The 15894-nt window shown below is 73.2% G+C and carries 14 protein-coding genes and 1 pseudogene; 12 read left to right on the top strand and 3 right to left on the bottom strand.

The window, feature by feature from the left end:
• Nucleotides 1-32: 32 nt before the first annotated feature.
• From ACT3T5_RS10865 to ACT3T5_RS10880, 4 genes are all read left to right on the top strand, one after another.
• Complete coding sequence (locus tag ACT3T5_RS10865; RefSeq protein WP_444594329.1) at nt 33-1682, top strand: alkaline phosphatase D family protein; 1650 nt, start codon at nt 33-35, stop codon at nt 1680-1682.
• Between the two features lie 258 nt (nt 1683-1940).
• Nucleotides 1941-2942, top strand: a complete 1002-nt coding sequence (locus ACT3T5_RS10870; protein WP_444594330.1) for a hypothetical protein — start codon at nt 1941-1943, stop codon at nt 2940-2942.
• 101 nt (nt 2943-3043) lie between these two features.
• Nucleotides 3044-3832 carry a hypothetical protein gene (locus tag ACT3T5_RS10875; RefSeq protein WP_444577142.1) on the top strand — a complete coding sequence of 263 codons (789 nt, stop codon included), beginning with the start codon at nt 3044-3046 and terminating at the stop codon, nt 3830-3832.
• Nucleotides 3833-3911: 79 nt separating this feature from the next.
• Nucleotides 3912-7496, top strand: coding sequence for a S41 family peptidase (locus ACT3T5_RS10880; protein ID WP_444594331.1), 3585 nt, complete (start codon nt 3912-3914; stop codon nt 7494-7496).
• A gap of 227 nt (nt 7497-7723) precedes the next feature.
• Here the strand turns inward: ACT3T5_RS10880 and ACT3T5_RS10885 are convergent, their stop codons facing one another.
• Nucleotides 7724-8224: a MarR family winged helix-turn-helix transcriptional regulator gene (locus ACT3T5_RS10885; RefSeq protein ID WP_444577140.1), complete on the bottom strand. Its 501-nt coding sequence runs from the start codon at nt 8222-8224 to the stop codon at nt 7724-7726.
• A gap of 81 nt (nt 8225-8305) precedes the next feature.
• Between ACT3T5_RS10885 and ACT3T5_RS10890 the strand changes: the two genes are divergently transcribed.
• Complete coding sequence (locus ACT3T5_RS10890; protein ID WP_444577139.1) at nt 8306-8680, top strand: VOC family protein; 375 nt, start codon at nt 8306-8308, stop codon at nt 8678-8680.
• Between the two features lie 19 nt (nt 8681-8699).
• Here the strand turns inward: ACT3T5_RS10890 and ACT3T5_RS10895 are convergent, their stop codons facing one another.
• Nucleotides 8700-9011 (bottom strand): hypothetical protein, encoded by a 312-nt coding sequence (locus ACT3T5_RS10895; RefSeq protein WP_444594332.1) that lies wholly within the window; start codon nt 9009-9011, stop codon nt 8700-8702.
• Between the two features lie 89 nt (nt 9012-9100).
• Here ACT3T5_RS10895 and ACT3T5_RS10900 point away from each other — a divergent pair, with 89 nt between their 5' ends.
• Nucleotides 9101-10036: a LysR family transcriptional regulator gene (locus ACT3T5_RS10900; protein WP_444577137.1), complete on the top strand. Its 936-nt coding sequence runs from the start codon at nt 9101-9103 to the stop codon at nt 10034-10036.
• Between the two features lie 108 nt (nt 10037-10144).
• Nucleotides 10145-10669, top strand: coding sequence for a hypothetical protein (locus tag ACT3T5_RS10905; protein WP_444594333.1), 525 nt, complete (start codon nt 10145-10147; stop codon nt 10667-10669).
• Between the two features lie 64 nt (nt 10670-10733).
• Here the strand turns inward: ACT3T5_RS10905 and ACT3T5_RS10910 are convergent.
• A pseudogene (locus ACT3T5_RS10910) lies at nt 10734-11000 on the bottom strand (DUF1905 domain-containing protein); the annotation flags it as partial.
• Nucleotides 11001-11210: 210 nt separating this feature from the next.
• On the opposite strand from ACT3T5_RS10910, the gene ACT3T5_RS10915 reads away from it, so the two are divergent.
• The 5 genes from ACT3T5_RS10915 to ACT3T5_RS10935 all read left to right on the top strand — a co-directional run.
• Complete coding sequence (locus ACT3T5_RS10915) at nt 11211-12215, top strand: universal stress protein (protein ID WP_444594334.1); 1005 nt, start codon at nt 11211-11213, stop codon at nt 12213-12215.
• 20 nt (nt 12216-12235) lie between these two features.
• Entirely contained in the window at nt 12236-12925 is a 690-nt protein-coding gene (locus ACT3T5_RS10920) for a hypothetical protein (protein ID WP_444594335.1), read from the top strand.
• Nucleotides 12926-13108: 183 nt separating this feature from the next.
• Entirely contained in the window at nt 13109-13777 is a 669-nt protein-coding gene (locus tag ACT3T5_RS10925) for a copper chaperone PCu(A)C (RefSeq protein ID WP_444577132.1), read from the top strand.
• Nucleotides 13774-15030: a Dyp-type peroxidase gene (locus tag ACT3T5_RS10930; protein ID WP_444594336.1), complete on the top strand. Its 1257-nt coding sequence runs from the start codon at nt 13774-13776 to the stop codon at nt 15028-15030. Before ACT3T5_RS10925 ends, ACT3T5_RS10930 begins: the two co-directional genes overlap by 4 nt.
• 239 nt (nt 15031-15269) lie before the next feature.
• Nucleotides 15270-15894, top strand: a 625-nt coding sequence (locus ACT3T5_RS10935; RefSeq protein ID WP_444594337.1) for an FGGY family carbohydrate kinase, incomplete at its 3' end; no start/stop codon positions are given.

The raw sequence follows: 15894 nt of genomic DNA on the forward strand, positions 1-15894 counted from the left end.
AGATTCCCGTGCCATTCCAGAACAGGAACCCCGTGAGCGATCTCTCCGGCGGCCTCCTCGGCCAGGAGCCCCAGCAGCCCACCCGATTCATCGCGCCGGACCGTCGGGCGAACCTCGCCCGGCAGCGTCGGATGAGCCGCCGGATCTTCACCGGCGCCTCCCTGACCACGCTCGCCACGGCCGGGATGCTCGGCATGCAGCCGGCCAGCGCCGAGGGGACCTGGCGCGAGAAGGATCCGTTCACGCTGGGCATCGCCTCCGGGGACCCCACCAGCAGCTCGGTGGTGCTGTGGACGCGGCTCGCCGTGGACCCGCACGTGCTCGACGGCCGCGGCGGCATGCCGAGCCTCCCGATCGACGTGCGTTGGGAGCTCGCGAGCGACGAGCGCTTCCGGTCGATCGTGCGCCGCGGCACCGAGACCGCCCGTCCCGAGGAGGCGCACAGCCTCCACGTGGAGCTCGAGGACCTCCCCGCCGATTCCGAGTTCTTCTACCGGTTCCGCACCGGGCGCCACGTCTCCCCCGTGGGCCGCACGCTGACCACCCCGGCCAGCGGCAGCACCCGGAACCTGCGGATGGTGCACCTGTCCTGCTCCCACTGGGAGGGCGGCTGGTTCACCGCGTACCGGCGCGCCGCCGAGGATCGCCCTGACCTGGTGTTCGGGCTCGGCGACTACATCTACGAGGGCGGGCCCGGCACCGGGAAGATCCGTACGCACCCGAACAAGCTGTGCACCACGCTCGAGGACTACCGGCTTCGGTACGCGACCTACAAGACGGACCCCGACCTGCAGCTGCTGCACGCCACTGCGCCGTGGATCGTCACCTGGGACGACCATGAGATCCAGGACAACTGGGCCGGTGAGTACCCCAAGGACGGCGTGCCCACCGACGCGTGGGTGGCCCGCAAGATCGCCGCCGAGCAGGCCTACTACGAGAACATGCCGCTGCGACGCTCGAGCGCCCCGACGGGCTCGTCGATCCAGCTGTTCCGTCGGCTGAGCTGGGGCGATCTGGCCACCTTCCATGTGCTCGACACCCGGCAGTACCGAGACCTGCAGGCCTGCCACGACGGCGGGAAGACCTGGTGGTTCACCGACTGCGAGGAGCAGGCCGATCCCTCCCGCACGATGCTCGGCGACACCCAGGAGCAGTGGCTGCTGGACGGCATGACGGACTCGAGCGCGACCTGGCAGCTGCTCGCCCAGTCCGTCTTCTTCGCCAAGCGCGACAACGCCGCCGGGCCCACCACCACGGTCTCCTCGGACGGCTGGGACGGCTACCGGCCCAGCCGCAACACCCTCGTGGACGCGTTCTCCGAGCGTGGCGTCGCCAATCCCGTGGTGCTCACCGGGGATGTGCACGTCCACTTCGCCAACGAGCTGAAGGCCGACTTCCAGGATCCCGATTCCGCGACCGTGGGCGTGGAGCTCGTGTCCACGTCGATCACCTCGGGTGGCGACGGCAGCGACGTCGTGAACGGCGAGGAGGTCGTCCTCGCCGAGAACCCGCACATCAAGTACATCCGCGGGCACCGTGGCTACGTGCTCTCGGAGTACTCGACCGACGAGCTCCGCGTGGACTTCAAGACGATCCCCGCAGTCACCCGACCGGACGCGGAGGTGAGCATCGACCGCACCTACGTGGTGCCCGCCGGGGAGCCCGCCCTTCACGAGGCGTGACCCTCTCGGGACGCCCCTGACCTGCACGGCCGACGGGGCCGGGTCCGGCAGCCGACGGGGCTGGGTCCCGCAGCCGACGGGCGCGCGGGCCCGTCGGCCAGCGCGGGCCGATCGCCGTCGGCCCGGCGCGGGCCGGTCGCCGTCGGACCTGCGGGGATCACAGCGCGAGGCCTGTGCCGGCACCGGTTCCTCCCGTAAGGTGGGGAGTTGCGAGCGCCGGTCGGAGCACTCGCCCCGCACCGTCCACGGAGGATCGCGATGCCCTCGCCGCAGCTCGCCGCCGCACCGGCCGCGCCCGCTGCACCCCTCCCGGCCGCTCCCGCCTCCTCGGCCACCGGCACCGAGGCTTCCCGGCGTCTGCTGCAGCCCGAGCCCGACTCGCGCCCGATGACGCTCTGGGGGTCCTCCTCGATGAGCTCCGAGGGCGGCGCCGAGGCGACCCCGCTGCCCGTGCGGATCCACGAGCACCTGGCCCTCTCGGCTTCCCCCACCCCGGTGCGGGCGTTCGGCGTCGGCGCCACCCGTTCCGCCCACACCCTGCTGCTGCGCGGGCTGGACACCCCGCGGCTGAACGCCGTCGGCGACTCGGAGGCGGACTCGACGTCCGCTCCTGCCCGGCTCGAGGTCACGCTGGATTCCGGCCTCGCGCCGAGCGGTCCGATCCAGGTCCCCGGCACGGTCGGCGGGCTCGCGGGGACGCTCGACGGCAGCAGCGGGACCTGGTATTTCACGCCCGACGATCCGGTCGGGATCGGGGCAGACGACCTCTCCACGGCGGTGTCGGGCGGCGTCTTCACGTCGTCCCTCGCCGAGGTCGGGGCCTCGGCGCGTCAGGTGCTCTGGATGGGCAAGAACAACATCCTCGACACCTCCGGGGTGCTGCGGGACGTGCAGCGCATGTGGGATGCGGCAGAGACTCCGGAGGCGGACTCGCTGGTCCTCGGCCACTGGTGCACCGAGCACGACCCGCACGGCTCCGCGACCGGGGACGCGGTCGCCGCCGTCAACGCGGAGCAGGCCCGCCGGTACGGCGACCATTTCCTGGACCTCCAGCAGCTGCTCACCAGCGAGGAGGGCCTGCACTGCTCCCCGCTCGCGCCGCTGCAGCTGCTCGCGCAGGGCGCAACGCAGGATGCTCTGGATCGCGGCGTGGTGCCGCCGCTGCTCATCGCCCCGGACGGCATCCACCTCAACGGCTGGGGCAACCTCGCCGTGAGCTGGGCGATCGTGCGCCGGATGAGGGAGCTGCAGTGGCTGTGAGACGACCAGCCCCGCCCCGGCTGCGGGTGGGCCGGCCGGGTGCCCCCGCCGTCGGGCGGACGACCGGACCGACGACCGGACGGACGACCGGGCGGCCGGTCATGCCCGCTGCCGCCCCTCCGACCGTCCCGGCCGACTCTGCCGGATCGCCGGTCCCGCCCGTCGCTGCCCGGCGCCGACCCGGGCGTCGTTCCCTCCTGCTCGCCGGGGCGGCTGCGGCCGCGGTGACCGGCGCGGTCGGCGCGGGGGCCCTGCTCACCCGGTCCGGTGCGCCCGCTCCGCTCGCCGCGGCACAGGGCGGCGCCGCCTCCGCCCTCAGCCCGTTCTCCGACGTCGAGGACGGCGCGGAGGGTGTCGACGCCATGGTCTGGGCCGACGAGAACGGCGTGCAGCCGGCGCTGGACGGGAACTCCTACTCCCCCGGTGCCGCCGTCATGCGCGGCGACCTGGCCCTCGCCCTGCACCGCTTCGCCGGGTCCCCGGCCGTGCCCCTCGACGGCACGCCCGCGCTGATCGTCGACCTCGGCGAGGATCCCGATCGCGCGGCCGCCCTGCTGTGGCTGCACGGCCGCGGCGCCCTGTGGGGCGACGCCTCCCTGAAGGTGCATCCGGAGGATCCCGCCACCCAGGACTGCACAGCCAGGCTGCTCACCGCCCTGCTGCGCCCGGCACTGGCCGGGATCGGCGCCTCATGGGATCCGACGAACGATGCATCGCCAGCCGGAGACTCCTCGTCGGCCCTCGCCGACGCCTCCTGGCTCGAGGCGGCCGGCATGCTCGCGGGCACCCTCACCGCCTCCGACTGGTCCGGCACGGAGGGCGTCACCCGCGGCGAGCTCGCGGTGACGCTGCACCGCGCGGACTCCGTGATCGCCTCCGCCCTCGCCTGACGGCGCCTCCCGCTGATCTCCTGTCCGCTCCGGGCAGATATCCCCTCGACGTGGCGCCGCTCACCCCTAGAGTTGGAACATGCCTTCGACTCCCGCTCATGCCGCCTACCTCCGCCACCCCGACGTCCGTGGCGATCTCGTCGCCTTCACCGCCGCGAACGACGTGTGGCTGGCCCCGCTCTCCGGTGGCCGGGCCTGGCGCCTGACCGACGAGGGCGCCCCGGTCGCCTTCCCCCGCTTCTCGCCCGACGGCACGCACGTCGCCTACACCTCCCGCACCACCGGCGGCCCCGAGGTGTGGGTGATCGCGACCGAGGGCGACACCGCGCCGCGCCGGCTGACCGCCTGGGGCAAGCCGTCCACGAAGGTCGTCGGCTGGTTGCCGGATGGCCGCATCGTCGCCACCACCAGCTACAACGCCCCGATCGCCCGCGATGCGCAGCTGTGGGCGATCGACCTGGACGGGAATGCCGAGGTGCTGCCCCTGGGCCGCTCCGGCGAGGTCGCGATCCACCCGTCGGGCACCACCGTGGTCGCCACCCCGTGGCGCCGCGACCAGGCCAGCTGGAAGCACTACCAGGGCGGCACCGCCGTGAAGCTCTGGGTCTCCCGCGAGGACGTCGCCCTCGATGCCCCGGTCGCCGCGCACGCCGCCCGCTCCTGGGAGCCGCTGCTCGAGGACATCCTCGCCTCGACGCTGTGCATCTCCTGGTACGGAGATCGCCTGATCTTCGCCTCGGACACCCCCGGCCCCGGCGCGGCCCGCACCGACCGCGCGAGCGCGAACCTGTGGTCCGTCGCGGCCGACGGCACCGACCTGCAGGTCCACACCTCGCTGACCTCCGAGGAGGGCTACCTGCGCGAGCCCTCGACCGACGGCACCACCATCGTGTTCACCTCCCGCGGTCGCCTGTTCGCCCTGGACTCCCTGGACGCACAGCCGCGCGAGGTCGAGATCCTGGCCTCCGGCGTCGGTGCGGCGCGCCTGCCCCGCCCGGCCCCCGCCAGCTCGAACCTGCTGGCCATGCGGCCGGTGCACGACGCCCGCTCGAGCGTCGTCGAGTGGCGCGGCGGCGCCCACGCCCTCACCCACCGCGGCGGTCCGGCCCGGCTGCTGGCCGGCACCTGCGGGCTCCGCCTGCGAGAGGTGCGGCCGCTGGGCCGGTCCCCCTATGCCCTGCTGGTGACCGATGCCGAGGCGCTCGCGGACCGGGAGCACGGCGGCGTCGGCTCCGACGTGCTCGCGCTCGCGCGGCTCGACGGCGGCGGCGAGGAGATCCGCTTCGACCTCGGGGACGTGGGCCGGATCCTGCACGCGATCCCCTCCCCCGACGGCTCCAAGATCGCGATCTCCACCCACGACAACGTGGTGCGCCTGGTGACTCTGCGCGGCCTGACCGATCCGGCGCGCACCTCGCACTCCGCGAAGGCCGTCCCCGGTGGCGGAACCAGTGCCGGAACCGACTCCGGGACCGAGGTCCTGGAACCCCCGCGGCTGGACCAGGTGCGCGAGGTGGGCCGCTCCAACGGCGGCGAGGTGCAGGACCTGGCCTGGTCGCCGGACGGCCGCTGGCTGGTGTGGAGCGAGCCGAACTCGTGGATGCTCAGCCGCCTGCTGATCTCCGACACCGAGGACGCCGAGCCGATGGGGCGGGCCCTCACCTCGGGCAAGTACCAGGACGCCGCCCCGGCCTTCAGCGCGGACGGCAAGCACCTGGCGCTGCTCTCGCTGCGCACCTTCGAGACCGTGTACGACGACATGGTCTTCGACCTCGGGTTCGTCAACGCCGAGCGTCCCTTCCTCATCCCGCTCGAGCGCTCCACCCCGGATCCGTTCGGTCCGCACCCGGACGGCTGGAGCAGCAGCGCCGCGGAGCCTGCGACGAAGGACCCGGCAGGGCACGGCGCCCTGGCCGAGGGCGCCGGCGGGCCCGGCACGGCCGCCCACGGGAACGACGCGCAGGGGCCCGGCGCACAGGGACCCGGCACCACGCGCGCCGGCGGCGCCCTGGCCGCCGCCCCGTCGGCCCACCCGGCGAGCGCGACCAGCCCCTCGGGCACCGACGAGGCGACCGCGCCGCCCGCCACCCGCGTCGACATGGACGCGGTGGAGGCACGGATGGTGCCCTTCCCGGTGGTCTCGGGCTCGTACTCGCACCTCACCGCGGTCAGCGGCGGCTTCGTGTGGCTGCGCCATCCCCAGCAGGGGGTTCTCGGCACCACCCGCGCCGGCGTCGAGGGCGAGGCCCCCGGACCCACCCTCGAGCACTGGAGCCTCGCGGACCGCAAGCTCACCGTGCTCGCCGAGGGCGTCACCGACCTCGAGGCCTCCGGCGACGGGGAGACCCTGGTCCTCAAGCAGGGCGAGAGCTGGGTGCAGGTCCCGTCGACCCGAAAGGTCGAGGACGAGGACCCGGCGCGCGTGGTGATCGACACCGGGCGGCTGCGCCTGTTCGTCGACCCTGTCGAGGAGCGCCGCGGGATGCTCTGGGACAACTACCGGATCATGGCGCAGCAGTACTGGCGCGCCGACATGGACGGCATGGACTGGCACGCGATGACCTCCTGGTACGACCCGGTCATCGAGCGTGTGGTCACCGACGACGACTTCCAGGACATGATGTGGGAGGTCCAGGGCGAGCTCGGCACCTCGCACGCCTATGTGCAGGGCACCCCGTACCAGGCGGACCCGCCGATGCTGCCCGCCTACCTCGGGGCGGACATCGAGCACCGCGACGGGCGCTGGGTGATCACCCGGATCCTGCCCGGTGACTCCTCCGATCCCGACGCCCGCTCCCCGCTGCTCGCCCCCGGTGTGGCCGCAGAGGTGGGCGACGCGATCGTGCGCGTGGACGGCCGGCCGATGGGCGAGGCCGGGACCGGCGTGCAGGGCCAGCTGGTCGGCTCGGCGAACACCCCCACCGAGCTCGTGCTCGAACGCGACGGCGTGGAGCGCCGGGTCGCCGTGACCCCGCTGCCCGACGATTCCGCGCTGCGCTACCAGGCGTGGGTCGCCTCGCGCCGCGCCCTGGTCGAGGAGCTCTCGGGCGGTCGCCTCGGCTACCTGCACATCCCGGACATGGTCTCCTCCGGCTGGGCGCAGATGCACCGTGACCTGCGCGAGGCCACCACCAAGGAGGGCCTCGTGGTGGACGTGCGCTACAACAGCGGCGGCCACACCTCGCAGCTGGTCACCGACCGGCTCGCCCGGCGAGTGCTCTCCTGGGACTACCCGCGCCATGAGACGCCCGGCACCTACCCGCAGTTCGCCCCGCGCGGCGCGGTGGTGCTGGTGACCAACCAGGAGGCCGGCTCGGACGGCGACATCGTGGGCGCCGTCTCCAAGGCGATGAAGATCGGGCCCGTGATCGGCACCCGCACCTGGGGAGGCGTGATCGGCATCGACGGCCGCTACGACCTCGTCGACGGCACGGGCGTCACCCAGCCGAAGTACGCCAGCTGGTTCGAGGGCGTGGACTGGGAGATCGAGAACTACGGCGTGGACCCCGACATCGAGGTGCCGCTGCCGCCGAACGCCTGGGTGGGCGGCCAGGACCCGCAGCTCGAGCGCGGGATCACCGAGGCCCTCGACCTGCTCGCGCAGAACCCGGCCTCGACCGCGCCCCCGCTGCCCGCGCCGCGCTTCGGGCGCCCGAAGGGCTGACGGGCTGGTCTGTCCCGCGGGTCTGATCTGCGGGTCTGATCTGCGGGTCTGATCTGCGGGTCTGATCCGATCACACCGGTGCCGGCCACCCGTGCGGAATCCTCCGTGCGGGTGGCCGACCGTCTGCGCAGGGCGAGCAGTCCGTGTGAAGCCGACCGCCCGCGCGAGACGAGCAGCCAGTTCGAGGCCGGCGTCTGCGCGACGTCGGCGGCTCCTGGCTGCGTCGCTCAGCCGCGGTCGGCCGAGGGGAGGTGCTCGGCGATCGCGGAGAGGTCGTCGACCAGGCGATCGGCGTCCCTGCCGGCGATCGCGTCGATCATCTGCGCCTCGATCCGGCGCACCGAGCCGTCGGCCTCGGCGAGCAGCGCGCGACCCGGCGCGGTGAGCTCCGCGGGGCGGCGCCGGCCGGTCGGGGCGACGTCCTCGCGCGCCACGAGGCCCCGCTCCTGCAGCGACTTCACCACGGAGTTCATCGACTGCGCGGTGACGAAGACGCCCCGGGCGAGCTCGGCATTGGTGAGCGGTCCCGAGGCCAGGAGCTCGAGGCACGCGTACTGCGGGACGGTGAGCCCGAGCGGCCGCAGCGCCCCGTCCATGCGGGAGCGCAGAGCGGACTGCGCCTGCTTGAGCACGTAACCGAGACGTCGCGCGAGATCGGGGCCGCCGGCGTCATCGGCTCCCTCGGCGTCGCGGACGAGGTCGGCTCGGGTCGGGTTGGGAGTCTGCATATCAACATCTTGACATACCCCGTCGGGCGGCGTTCGATATAAGGGTCCTGACATTCAGGAGTTCCGATCCCAGGAGGACCCATGACCACCACCGGACCCGACTTCCTCGCCCTCCAGGTCCGCGACCTCGAGGCCGCGGCCCAGTTCTTCGAACGGCACCTGGGGATGACGCGCGCACCGGCAGGCCCTCCCGGGGCGATCGTGTTCGAGACCGACCCGATCCCGTTCGCCGTGCGCGAGCCCCTACCCGGGGTCGACCTCGACGCCGCCTCCCCGCGCCCGGGTGTCGGGGTGGCGATGTGGTTCGGCGTCGACGATGCGGAGGCCCTGCACGACCGGCTCCTCGCAGCCGACGTCCAGATCCTCGGCCCCCCGAGCGACTCCCCGTTCGGACGGACGATCACCTTCGTGGGCCCCGAGGGCTATGTGCTCACCGCCCACACCGCCGCACGCTGATCGGCCCGATAGCCACTGCTCAGCGCAGGGCATGGGCGGCGATCTCGGGGTACCGGACTGCGAGGTCCTGGCGCTGCACCGGCCCGTCGACCCACCCGATCCGGGCATCGCGCGCGGCGGAGCGCGCGACGGGGTGGGTGCCGTCGGGCTGGAGGTCACGGGCGATGATCTCGTTGCCCAGGGCGATGCGCTCGAGCGGTGTCAGCGGGGCGTCGACCGGCGAGCGGGGGCCGACGATCCGGGCGGCGAGCAGGCGCGTGAGCGCTCCGAGGGCAACGGTGACGACGGCGATGAGGAGGATGAGGGCGAGGCCGATCAGTGCGGAGAGCATGCTTCGATCCTGTGCCCACCCTCCCGTAAGCACAAGCGATGATTCGCTCTGCACTGTTCAGCCCAACTGAACGGATGTAGGCTCGCGGCATGCTCGATCCCGTGAAGCTCCGCGTGCTGCGCTCCGTCGTCGAGACGGGCAGCATCCGTGCCAGCGCCGAGGCGCTCGGCTACACCCCGTCGGCCGTCAGCCAGCACCTCACGAGCCTGCGCCGGGAGACCGGCATCGAGCTCGTCGAGCGCTCCGGCCGAGGCATCGTCGTCACCGCCCACGCCCGGATCCTCGCCGCGGAGGCCGGGGCGGCGCTGGATGCACTCGTGGCCCTGGAGCGCACCGTGAAGGATCTGCGCTCCGGCCGCACCGGCACCCTCCGCCTGGGCTACGCGACCTCGATCGCGGCGACCTGGATCCCCGAGCTCGCTCGGGACGTGCGCCGCGCCTACCCGGACCTGGGGCTCGAGCTCGCCCTGCGGGACTGCAGCTGCGAGGACCTCGCCGAAGCCGGCATGGACATCGTCGTCGGCGAGGGCACGGGCCCCGTCGAATCCGTCGACTGGGAGATCCACGAGATCCTCGAGGAGGGGTACGTCGCGCTCGTGAGCGTGGACCACCCGCTCGCGACGCGGCCGACGGTGCAGCTCAAGGACCTCGCCGAGGAGTCCTGGGTGACCGACGATCCGCTCGAATCGTTCTGGTTCGACCGCATAGGCGCCGCCTGCCGAGCCGCCGGGTTCTCCCCGTGCGTCGACGTGAACCCCAACGACTTCCCCACGGTGCTCGGCTTCGTCGCCACCGGCGACCACGTGAGCGTGCAGCCCTCGGTCATCGCCCAGAACCTGCGCCCCGACATCGTGGCGATCCCGCTGTCACCACCGGCACCACGGCGTCGGCTGAGAGTGCAGGTGCGGCGCACCGTCGCCCGGAACCCGGCCGCGCAGTACATCGTCCAGCGCATCCACGCCGTCGCCGCCAAGCGCGCCGCCGAGATCCCGGGCGTCACGCATCTCGTCGAGAGGGCCGCCTGACCCCGGGGCCCTGCCCGGATCTGTGCCTGTCAGCTGACCGGGTGGACAATGGCAGGACGTCATCGCCCGCATCGCCGCAGCTGCCGTGATGCCCGGAAGGAGAATCCCGTGAACGAGCTCAGCATCGACCAGCGCATCGCCGACCTCCCCGTCGCCGTGGACCTCACCGAGGATGCCGTGATGCTCGAGGTCGACCTCTCCGGCACCGCCGAGCAGATCTGGGCGCACCTCACCGATCCCGAGCTCCTGGCCACCTGGTCCCCGATCGTCCCCGAACGCGCACTGACCGAACCAGGGCCCGTGCTGAGCAGGGAGAACCCCGAGGACGACCCGGTCTCCGTGGACGTCCTCGCCACCGCCGGGGGCCATGCACTGACCCACCGCTGGGGCGACTCCGTGCTCGAGTGGCTGGTCGACGAAGCCCGGGTGACGCTGCTGATGAAGCTGGCCGATCCGCAGCACGCGCCGATCTACATCGCCGGCTGGCAGGTGTGCCTCGGAGTGCTCGACGCCCGCCTGGACGGCATCGACCAGGCCCGGATCGTGGGCATGGACGCTCTCGAGCACGGCTGGACCCAGCTGCGCGACCACTACGCCGAAGAGCTCGACCTGCCGGGACAGCCGACCGTCTGAGCTGGCGGATCGGCGGCCCCGCAGGCCTCCCGCACAGCGCGATCACGGGCGGGACGGGACGGGCTCAGCGCGCCTCGAGGTGCAGCTCCACCTCGACCTCGTCGCCCACCGCGACCTGCTCGGCGCGCTGCACCGCGACCTTCACCGGCACGAGGTATCCGCCGTGCCGCGGGAACAGCGAGGTCGTGAAGTCGGTGCCACCGATGCGCGCCGTCACGGGGAGGCAGCCCCAGCCGTAGGTGGCCTCGCGGGCGATGGAAGCGATCGCGTCAGCCTCCTCGTCGGGCACGCGCGCGAACACGAACGACGCAGGGCCGCGCCATTCGATCGTCGTCGCCGTGAAGAAGAGGTCCGAGCGTAGACCTCCTCATCCGAGCGCACCTCGGCCCCTGTCCCGACGTCCGACGACGGGACACGAGGCACGGGACCTTCGCCCCCACCGGCTGGCTCCCGTGCGCCTACCATGGAGGTATCGGCGATGGCTTCGTGTTCGGGGGCACCGTCGTCGGTCACCGAGAGCCCCCGGGCGCAGGAGGCTGTGATGCACGACGACGACCGCACCTCGGGAGCTCCCTTCCCCGTCGACCCGGCAGACCGCCCGCTCGGGGTCCTCGTCGGCTTCGACGGCTCCGACCAGTCGATCCAGGCCCTGCACTACGGGGCGCGGGCCGCCCAGCGCCTCGACTGCCATCTGACGGTGCTGAGCGCGTACACGGAATCGTCGATGATCTACACGAACCTCGCCTCCCTGCCCTCTCCCCCGGACGAAGCCGTCCGCGAGACGGCGGCGCAGGGCGTGCTCGACGCCGCACGGGAGGAGCTGCGCGGCTATCCCGGCGAGGTCGACTTCTGCACCGCGGAGGGCGACGCCGCCGGTGCGCTCGTGCACCAGTCCTCCCGAGCACAGCTCGCCGTCGTGGGCGCCCGCGGACGGGGCGGGTTCGTCGGCCGCCTCCTGGGCTCGGTGTCCTCGGCGCTGCCCGCCCACGCCCATTGCCCCACTGTCGTCGTCCCGCGCCAGTACGAGATCGGCGCCGGAGAAGGCGCCGCACGCTTCGCTCCCCTCGCCGATGACGCGCCCGTCGTGGCCGGGGTGGACCGCTCCGAGCGCAGCGATGTCGCGACGCTCCTCGCGGCCCAGGCGGCGCATCAGCGCGGCGCGCCCCTGCACCTGGTGATGACGATGCCGCCGCCGGAGTCGTGGGGCGTCTGGTACGCGGCGATGGTCCCCGAGCAGTCCGTCATCGACCAGCAGCTCGAGCAGCTCACGGACGAGCTGGAGGCCTTCGCGGAGCGTCTGCGCGGGCAGTTCCCGGGCCTGGTGGTCACCTGCGAGGCCGAGCTGGCCGACCCCGCCACGCAGCTGCTGGACCGCTCCGCCGGGGCCCAGCTGGTGGTCGTCGGCACCCGCGGGCACGGCCGGATCGCGAGCGCTCTGCTCGGATCGGTCTCGCGCTCCGTGCTGCAGCGCGCCGAGAGCCCCGTGATGGTGGTCCCGAACCTGGATCTCGAACATCTCGAGGACAGTTCTCTCCGGCCCCGCTGAGAAAGGGCAGAATAGGGGTCGTGACCTCCAGCCGATCTCCCCTGCGCCTGCTGCGCGGGGGCGTCGCCGCGACGCTGGCCACCCTGGTCGCGCTCGGCGGCCACCTGACGGGCGGCGGCGCGATGCCGTCCTGGCTCGGGATCGCGCTCCCCTGGTGGCTGTCCGTCGCGGCCTGCACGGTCCTGGCCGGCACCCGGTTCTCCCTGCCGCGGATGCTCACCGCCGTGCTGGCCAGCCAGGCCCTCTTCCACGGACTGTTCATGGCCGGCACCCCGGGTGATCCCTCCGTGCAGATGGTCGACCCTCCCGGGTCGCACCTCGGGCACGGCGCCCATCATGCAGGGGCTTCGGCCGCCGCCGCGGATCTCCCGCACGCCGCGCACGAGAGCTCGCAGGGGGTGGGTCTCGCGGCCGAGCACGCCCTGCACGGCAGCGGCGGCGATCTGCGGATGCTCCTGTGGCACGTGATCGCTGCGGTGGTCACAGCCCTGGTGCTGCATCGCGGCGAGTCGATGGTCATGGGGTCCTTCACCCTGGTGGCCCGCCTGCTCCGCGTCCTCACCCGGCATCGGGTGCCGTCGTCGGCCCCGGCCCTCGTGCTGCCCGCCCCCGCGCGAGTCCTCCGCGTCGCCGTCCCGGTGCGCCCGCGTCGGCGCGCCGTCCTCTCCCCCCAGCTGCGGCGCGGTCCGCCCCTGGTCCTGGCCGCCTGAGCCCTGCCGACGCCCCGCGTCGCCGCTCCGACGGCCCTTCGGTCGATCACCCGGCCCCGGCACCATCGCCCGGGTCGGTTCCCTGCGCTCCAGCCCGCCCACGCTCCGGCGTGCCCTCGCCCCGGCGAGCCCACGCCCGGCGAGCCCGCGGCCGCTCCGGCGCCCTTCCGAGAGGACCCCTCCATGTCTGACGCTTCCCGCTCTACCCGTACCACCCGCACCCCTGCCCGCGCTGCGGCCAGCTCTGCCGCACTGCCCCGTCGTGCGGCCCTCGTCTCCCTGCTCGTGCTCCCCCTGGCCGCCTGCGGTGCAGGGGCCGACGACGGCTCGGGTGCCTCCGACGAGGCCGCCTCGGACGGGGGCGGCGCCACGGACGGCGCCGCCGGCCCGGGATCCGGCACGATCTCAGTCACCGACCCCTGGGTGAAGGCCGCCGACGACGGCATGACCGCCGCCTTCGGCACCATCACCAACAGCACGGACGCCGACCTCGTGCTGACCGCGGTCACCACCCCCGCCACCGACATGGTGCAGCTGCACGAGACCACCTCCGACGGCTCCGGAGGGATGAGCATGCAGGAGAAGGAGGGCGGCTTCCCCCTGCCCGCCGGCGAGGACCTCGTGCTCGAGCCCGGCGGTGACCACATCATGCTCATGGACCTGCCCGAGCCCCTGCAGCCCGGCGACACGCTCGAGCTGACCCTGGTGTTCTCCGAGGGCACCGAGCAGGCGTTCACCGCGACCGTCAAGGACTTCACCGGGGCCCAGGAGCACTACGCGCCCGGCGAGGACGACGAGGACATGTCGGGCATGGCCTCCGACGGCGGCGGCGAGCACGAGGGGCACAAGTGACCTCCGCGCCGCGGGGTCCCGCGCGCCCGGGCCGACGGCAGCTCCTGCGCGCGGGCACTGCCGGCGCCGGGGTGCTCGGGGTCGGCGCGGCCGCGATCGGTCTGGACCGAGTCGTGCGGACTGATCCGACGGGGAGTGCGTCGGCCGGATCGGAGGCGTCGGCCGGAGCTGCTCCGCAGGGTGGCGTCACCGTGCCGTTCCACGGCGCCCACCAGGCGGGGGTGGAGACCCCCGCGCCCGCCTCGGCGACCTATCTCGCCCTCGACCTGCACGACGAGGTGGACCGGGAGGGCATCCTGCGGCTGCTGCACCTGCTGACGGACGACGCCGCCCGCCTCACCCAGGGTCGCGCCGCCCTCGCCGACACCGAACCGGAGCTGGCCGCCGAGCCTGCCTCGCTGACCGTCACGGTGGGCTTCGGTCCGCGGCTGCTGGAGCGGGCTCAGAGGGAGGTGCCCAGCTGGCTCGCCCCGCTGCCGGCCTTCGAGATCGACGAGCTCGAGGAGCAGTTCACCGGCGGTGACCTGCTGCTGCAGATCGCCGCCGAGGATCCGCTGACCGTGTCCCATGCGGCGCGGATGCTGCTCAAGGACGCCCGTTCCTTCACCCGGGTGCGCTGGGTGCAGCGAGGGTTCCGCCGTTCCCCGGGCATCCAGGCCCCGGGCACCACGATGCGGAACCTGTTCGGGCAGGTCGACGGCAGCGCGAACCCGCAGCTGGGCAGCGAGCACTTCGCCAAGGTGGTGTGGATCGGCGAAGGCCCCTTCGCCGGCGGCACCTCGATGGTGATCCGCCGGATCCGGATGGACATGGACCGCTGGGACGAGGCCGATCGCTCCGCTCGCGAGCAGTCCACCGGCACCCGGCTGGACGACGGGGCACCGCTGAGCGGCGGCACCGAGTTCTCGCACGCCGACTTCGAGAAGGTCTCCGAGAACGGCTTCGCCGTGATCCCCGAGTTCGCCCACATGCGTCGTGCCCGCGGGGTCGACGACGGCGAGCATCAGGAGATCTACCGCCGGCCGTACAACTACGACGTGGCCCCGCCGGCGGGATCCACGGCGATCTCGGAATCGGGGCAGCTGTTCGTCGCGTTCCAGGCGGACCTGGCCGGGCAGTTCCTCCCGATCCAGCAGCGCCTGGCCGAGCTGGACCTGCTCAACGAGTGGACCACTCCCATCGGCTCGGCCGTGTTCGCGATCCCGCCGGGCTGCACCGAGGGCGAGTACCTGGGGCAGTCCGTGCTCGAGTAGCCGACCCCCGGCTGCCGGTCCCCCGCCGGATCGCAGACGCCAGTGCGCGCTGGGCTTCCCCGCACGGAAGCGCAGCGCGCACTGGCGTCGCTGCTGCGCGCGGCGGGTGCGGACGGTGGCAACCGGTGGCGCACCGCTGACGCCCCGTCGGCCTGCTCGTATGCTGGTCCGACGCCGCGCGCTCACGCCTCGGTGCTCGACGGAGCGCAGGCGACCCATCCGAACCGCAGGAGACAGCCATGCCTCGCTTCAACATTTCCGCCGACGACGCCCAGGGCCCCCTGGTCGTCGGGATCGACATCGGCTCCGGCGGCACCCGCGCCGCCGTGTACGACGTCAGCGGACGCGAGGTCGGCACGCGCCACCACAAGGAGGCGCACTCCTTCACCGTCGCCGACGACGGCACCAGCACGATCGACGCCGACCAGGTCGTCCAGGAGATCCGCGACGCGCTGGCCGTGGTGCTCGACGGCGACCTGCCCGGCGAGGTGCGCGGCATCGGCTTCGACACCTTCGCCTCCTCGCTGGTCGCGGTCGACTCCGCCGGCAGCGCCATCACCCCCTGCATCACCTACGCGGACACCCGCTGCCACGCCCAGGTCGACGCCCTCGCCACGACGCTCGACGTCCAGGACCTGCACGAGCGCACCGGGGCCCGCCTCCACTCCTCGTACACCGCGCCCCGCCTGACCTGGCTGCGCGAGGCCCACCCCGAAGTGTTCGCCCGCACGAAGCGCTTCATGGCGCTCGGCGAGTACGTCGCGTTCAAGCTGCTGGGCACCCCGGCGCTCGGCACGGCGTCGGCCGCCTGGTCGGGCATGATCGACCGCCGCACCGGCGAATACCTCCCCGAGCTGCTCGAGG

The organism is Brachybacterium sp. AOP3-A1-3 (assembly GCF_052378285.1).
Classification (GTDB): domain Bacteria; phylum Actinomycetota; class Actinomycetes; order Actinomycetales; family Dermabacteraceae; genus Brachybacterium.

Bases quoted from the DNA above. Each gene is read 5' to 3' on its own strand.
- ACT3T5_RS10875 (WP_444577142.1), top strand. From the start codon at position 3,044: ATGCCCGCTGCCGCCCCTCCGACCGTCCCGGCCGACTCTGCCGGATCG.
- ACT3T5_RS10895 (WP_444594332.1), bottom strand. From the start codon at position 9,011: ATGCTCTCCGCACTGATCGGCCTCGCCCTCATCCTCCTCATCGCCGTC.
- ACT3T5_RS10915 (WP_444594334.1), top strand. From the start codon at position 11,211: ATGCACGACGACGACCGCACCTCGGGAGCTCCCTTCCCCGTCGACCCG.
- ACT3T5_RS10870 (WP_444594330.1), top strand. From the start codon at position 1,941: ATGCCCTCGCCGCAGCTCGCCGCCGCACCGGCCGCGCCCGCTGCACCC.
- ACT3T5_RS10925 (WP_444577132.1), top strand. From the start codon at position 13,109: ATGTCTGACGCTTCCCGCTCTACCCGTACCACCCGCACCCCTGCCCGC.
- ACT3T5_RS10880 (WP_444594331.1), top strand. From the start codon at position 3,912: ATGCCTTCGACTCCCGCTCATGCCGCCTACCTCCGCCACCCCGACGTC.
- ACT3T5_RS10900 (WP_444577137.1), top strand. From the start codon at position 9,101: ATGCTCGATCCCGTGAAGCTCCGCGTGCTGCGCTCCGTCGTCGAGACG.
- ACT3T5_RS10885 (WP_444577140.1), bottom strand. From the start codon at position 8,224: ATGCAGACTCCCAACCCGACCCGAGCCGACCTCGTCCGCGACGCCGAG.
- ACT3T5_RS10890 (WP_444577139.1), top strand. From the start codon at position 8,306: ATGACCACCACCGGACCCGACTTCCTCGCCCTCCAGGTCCGCGACCTC.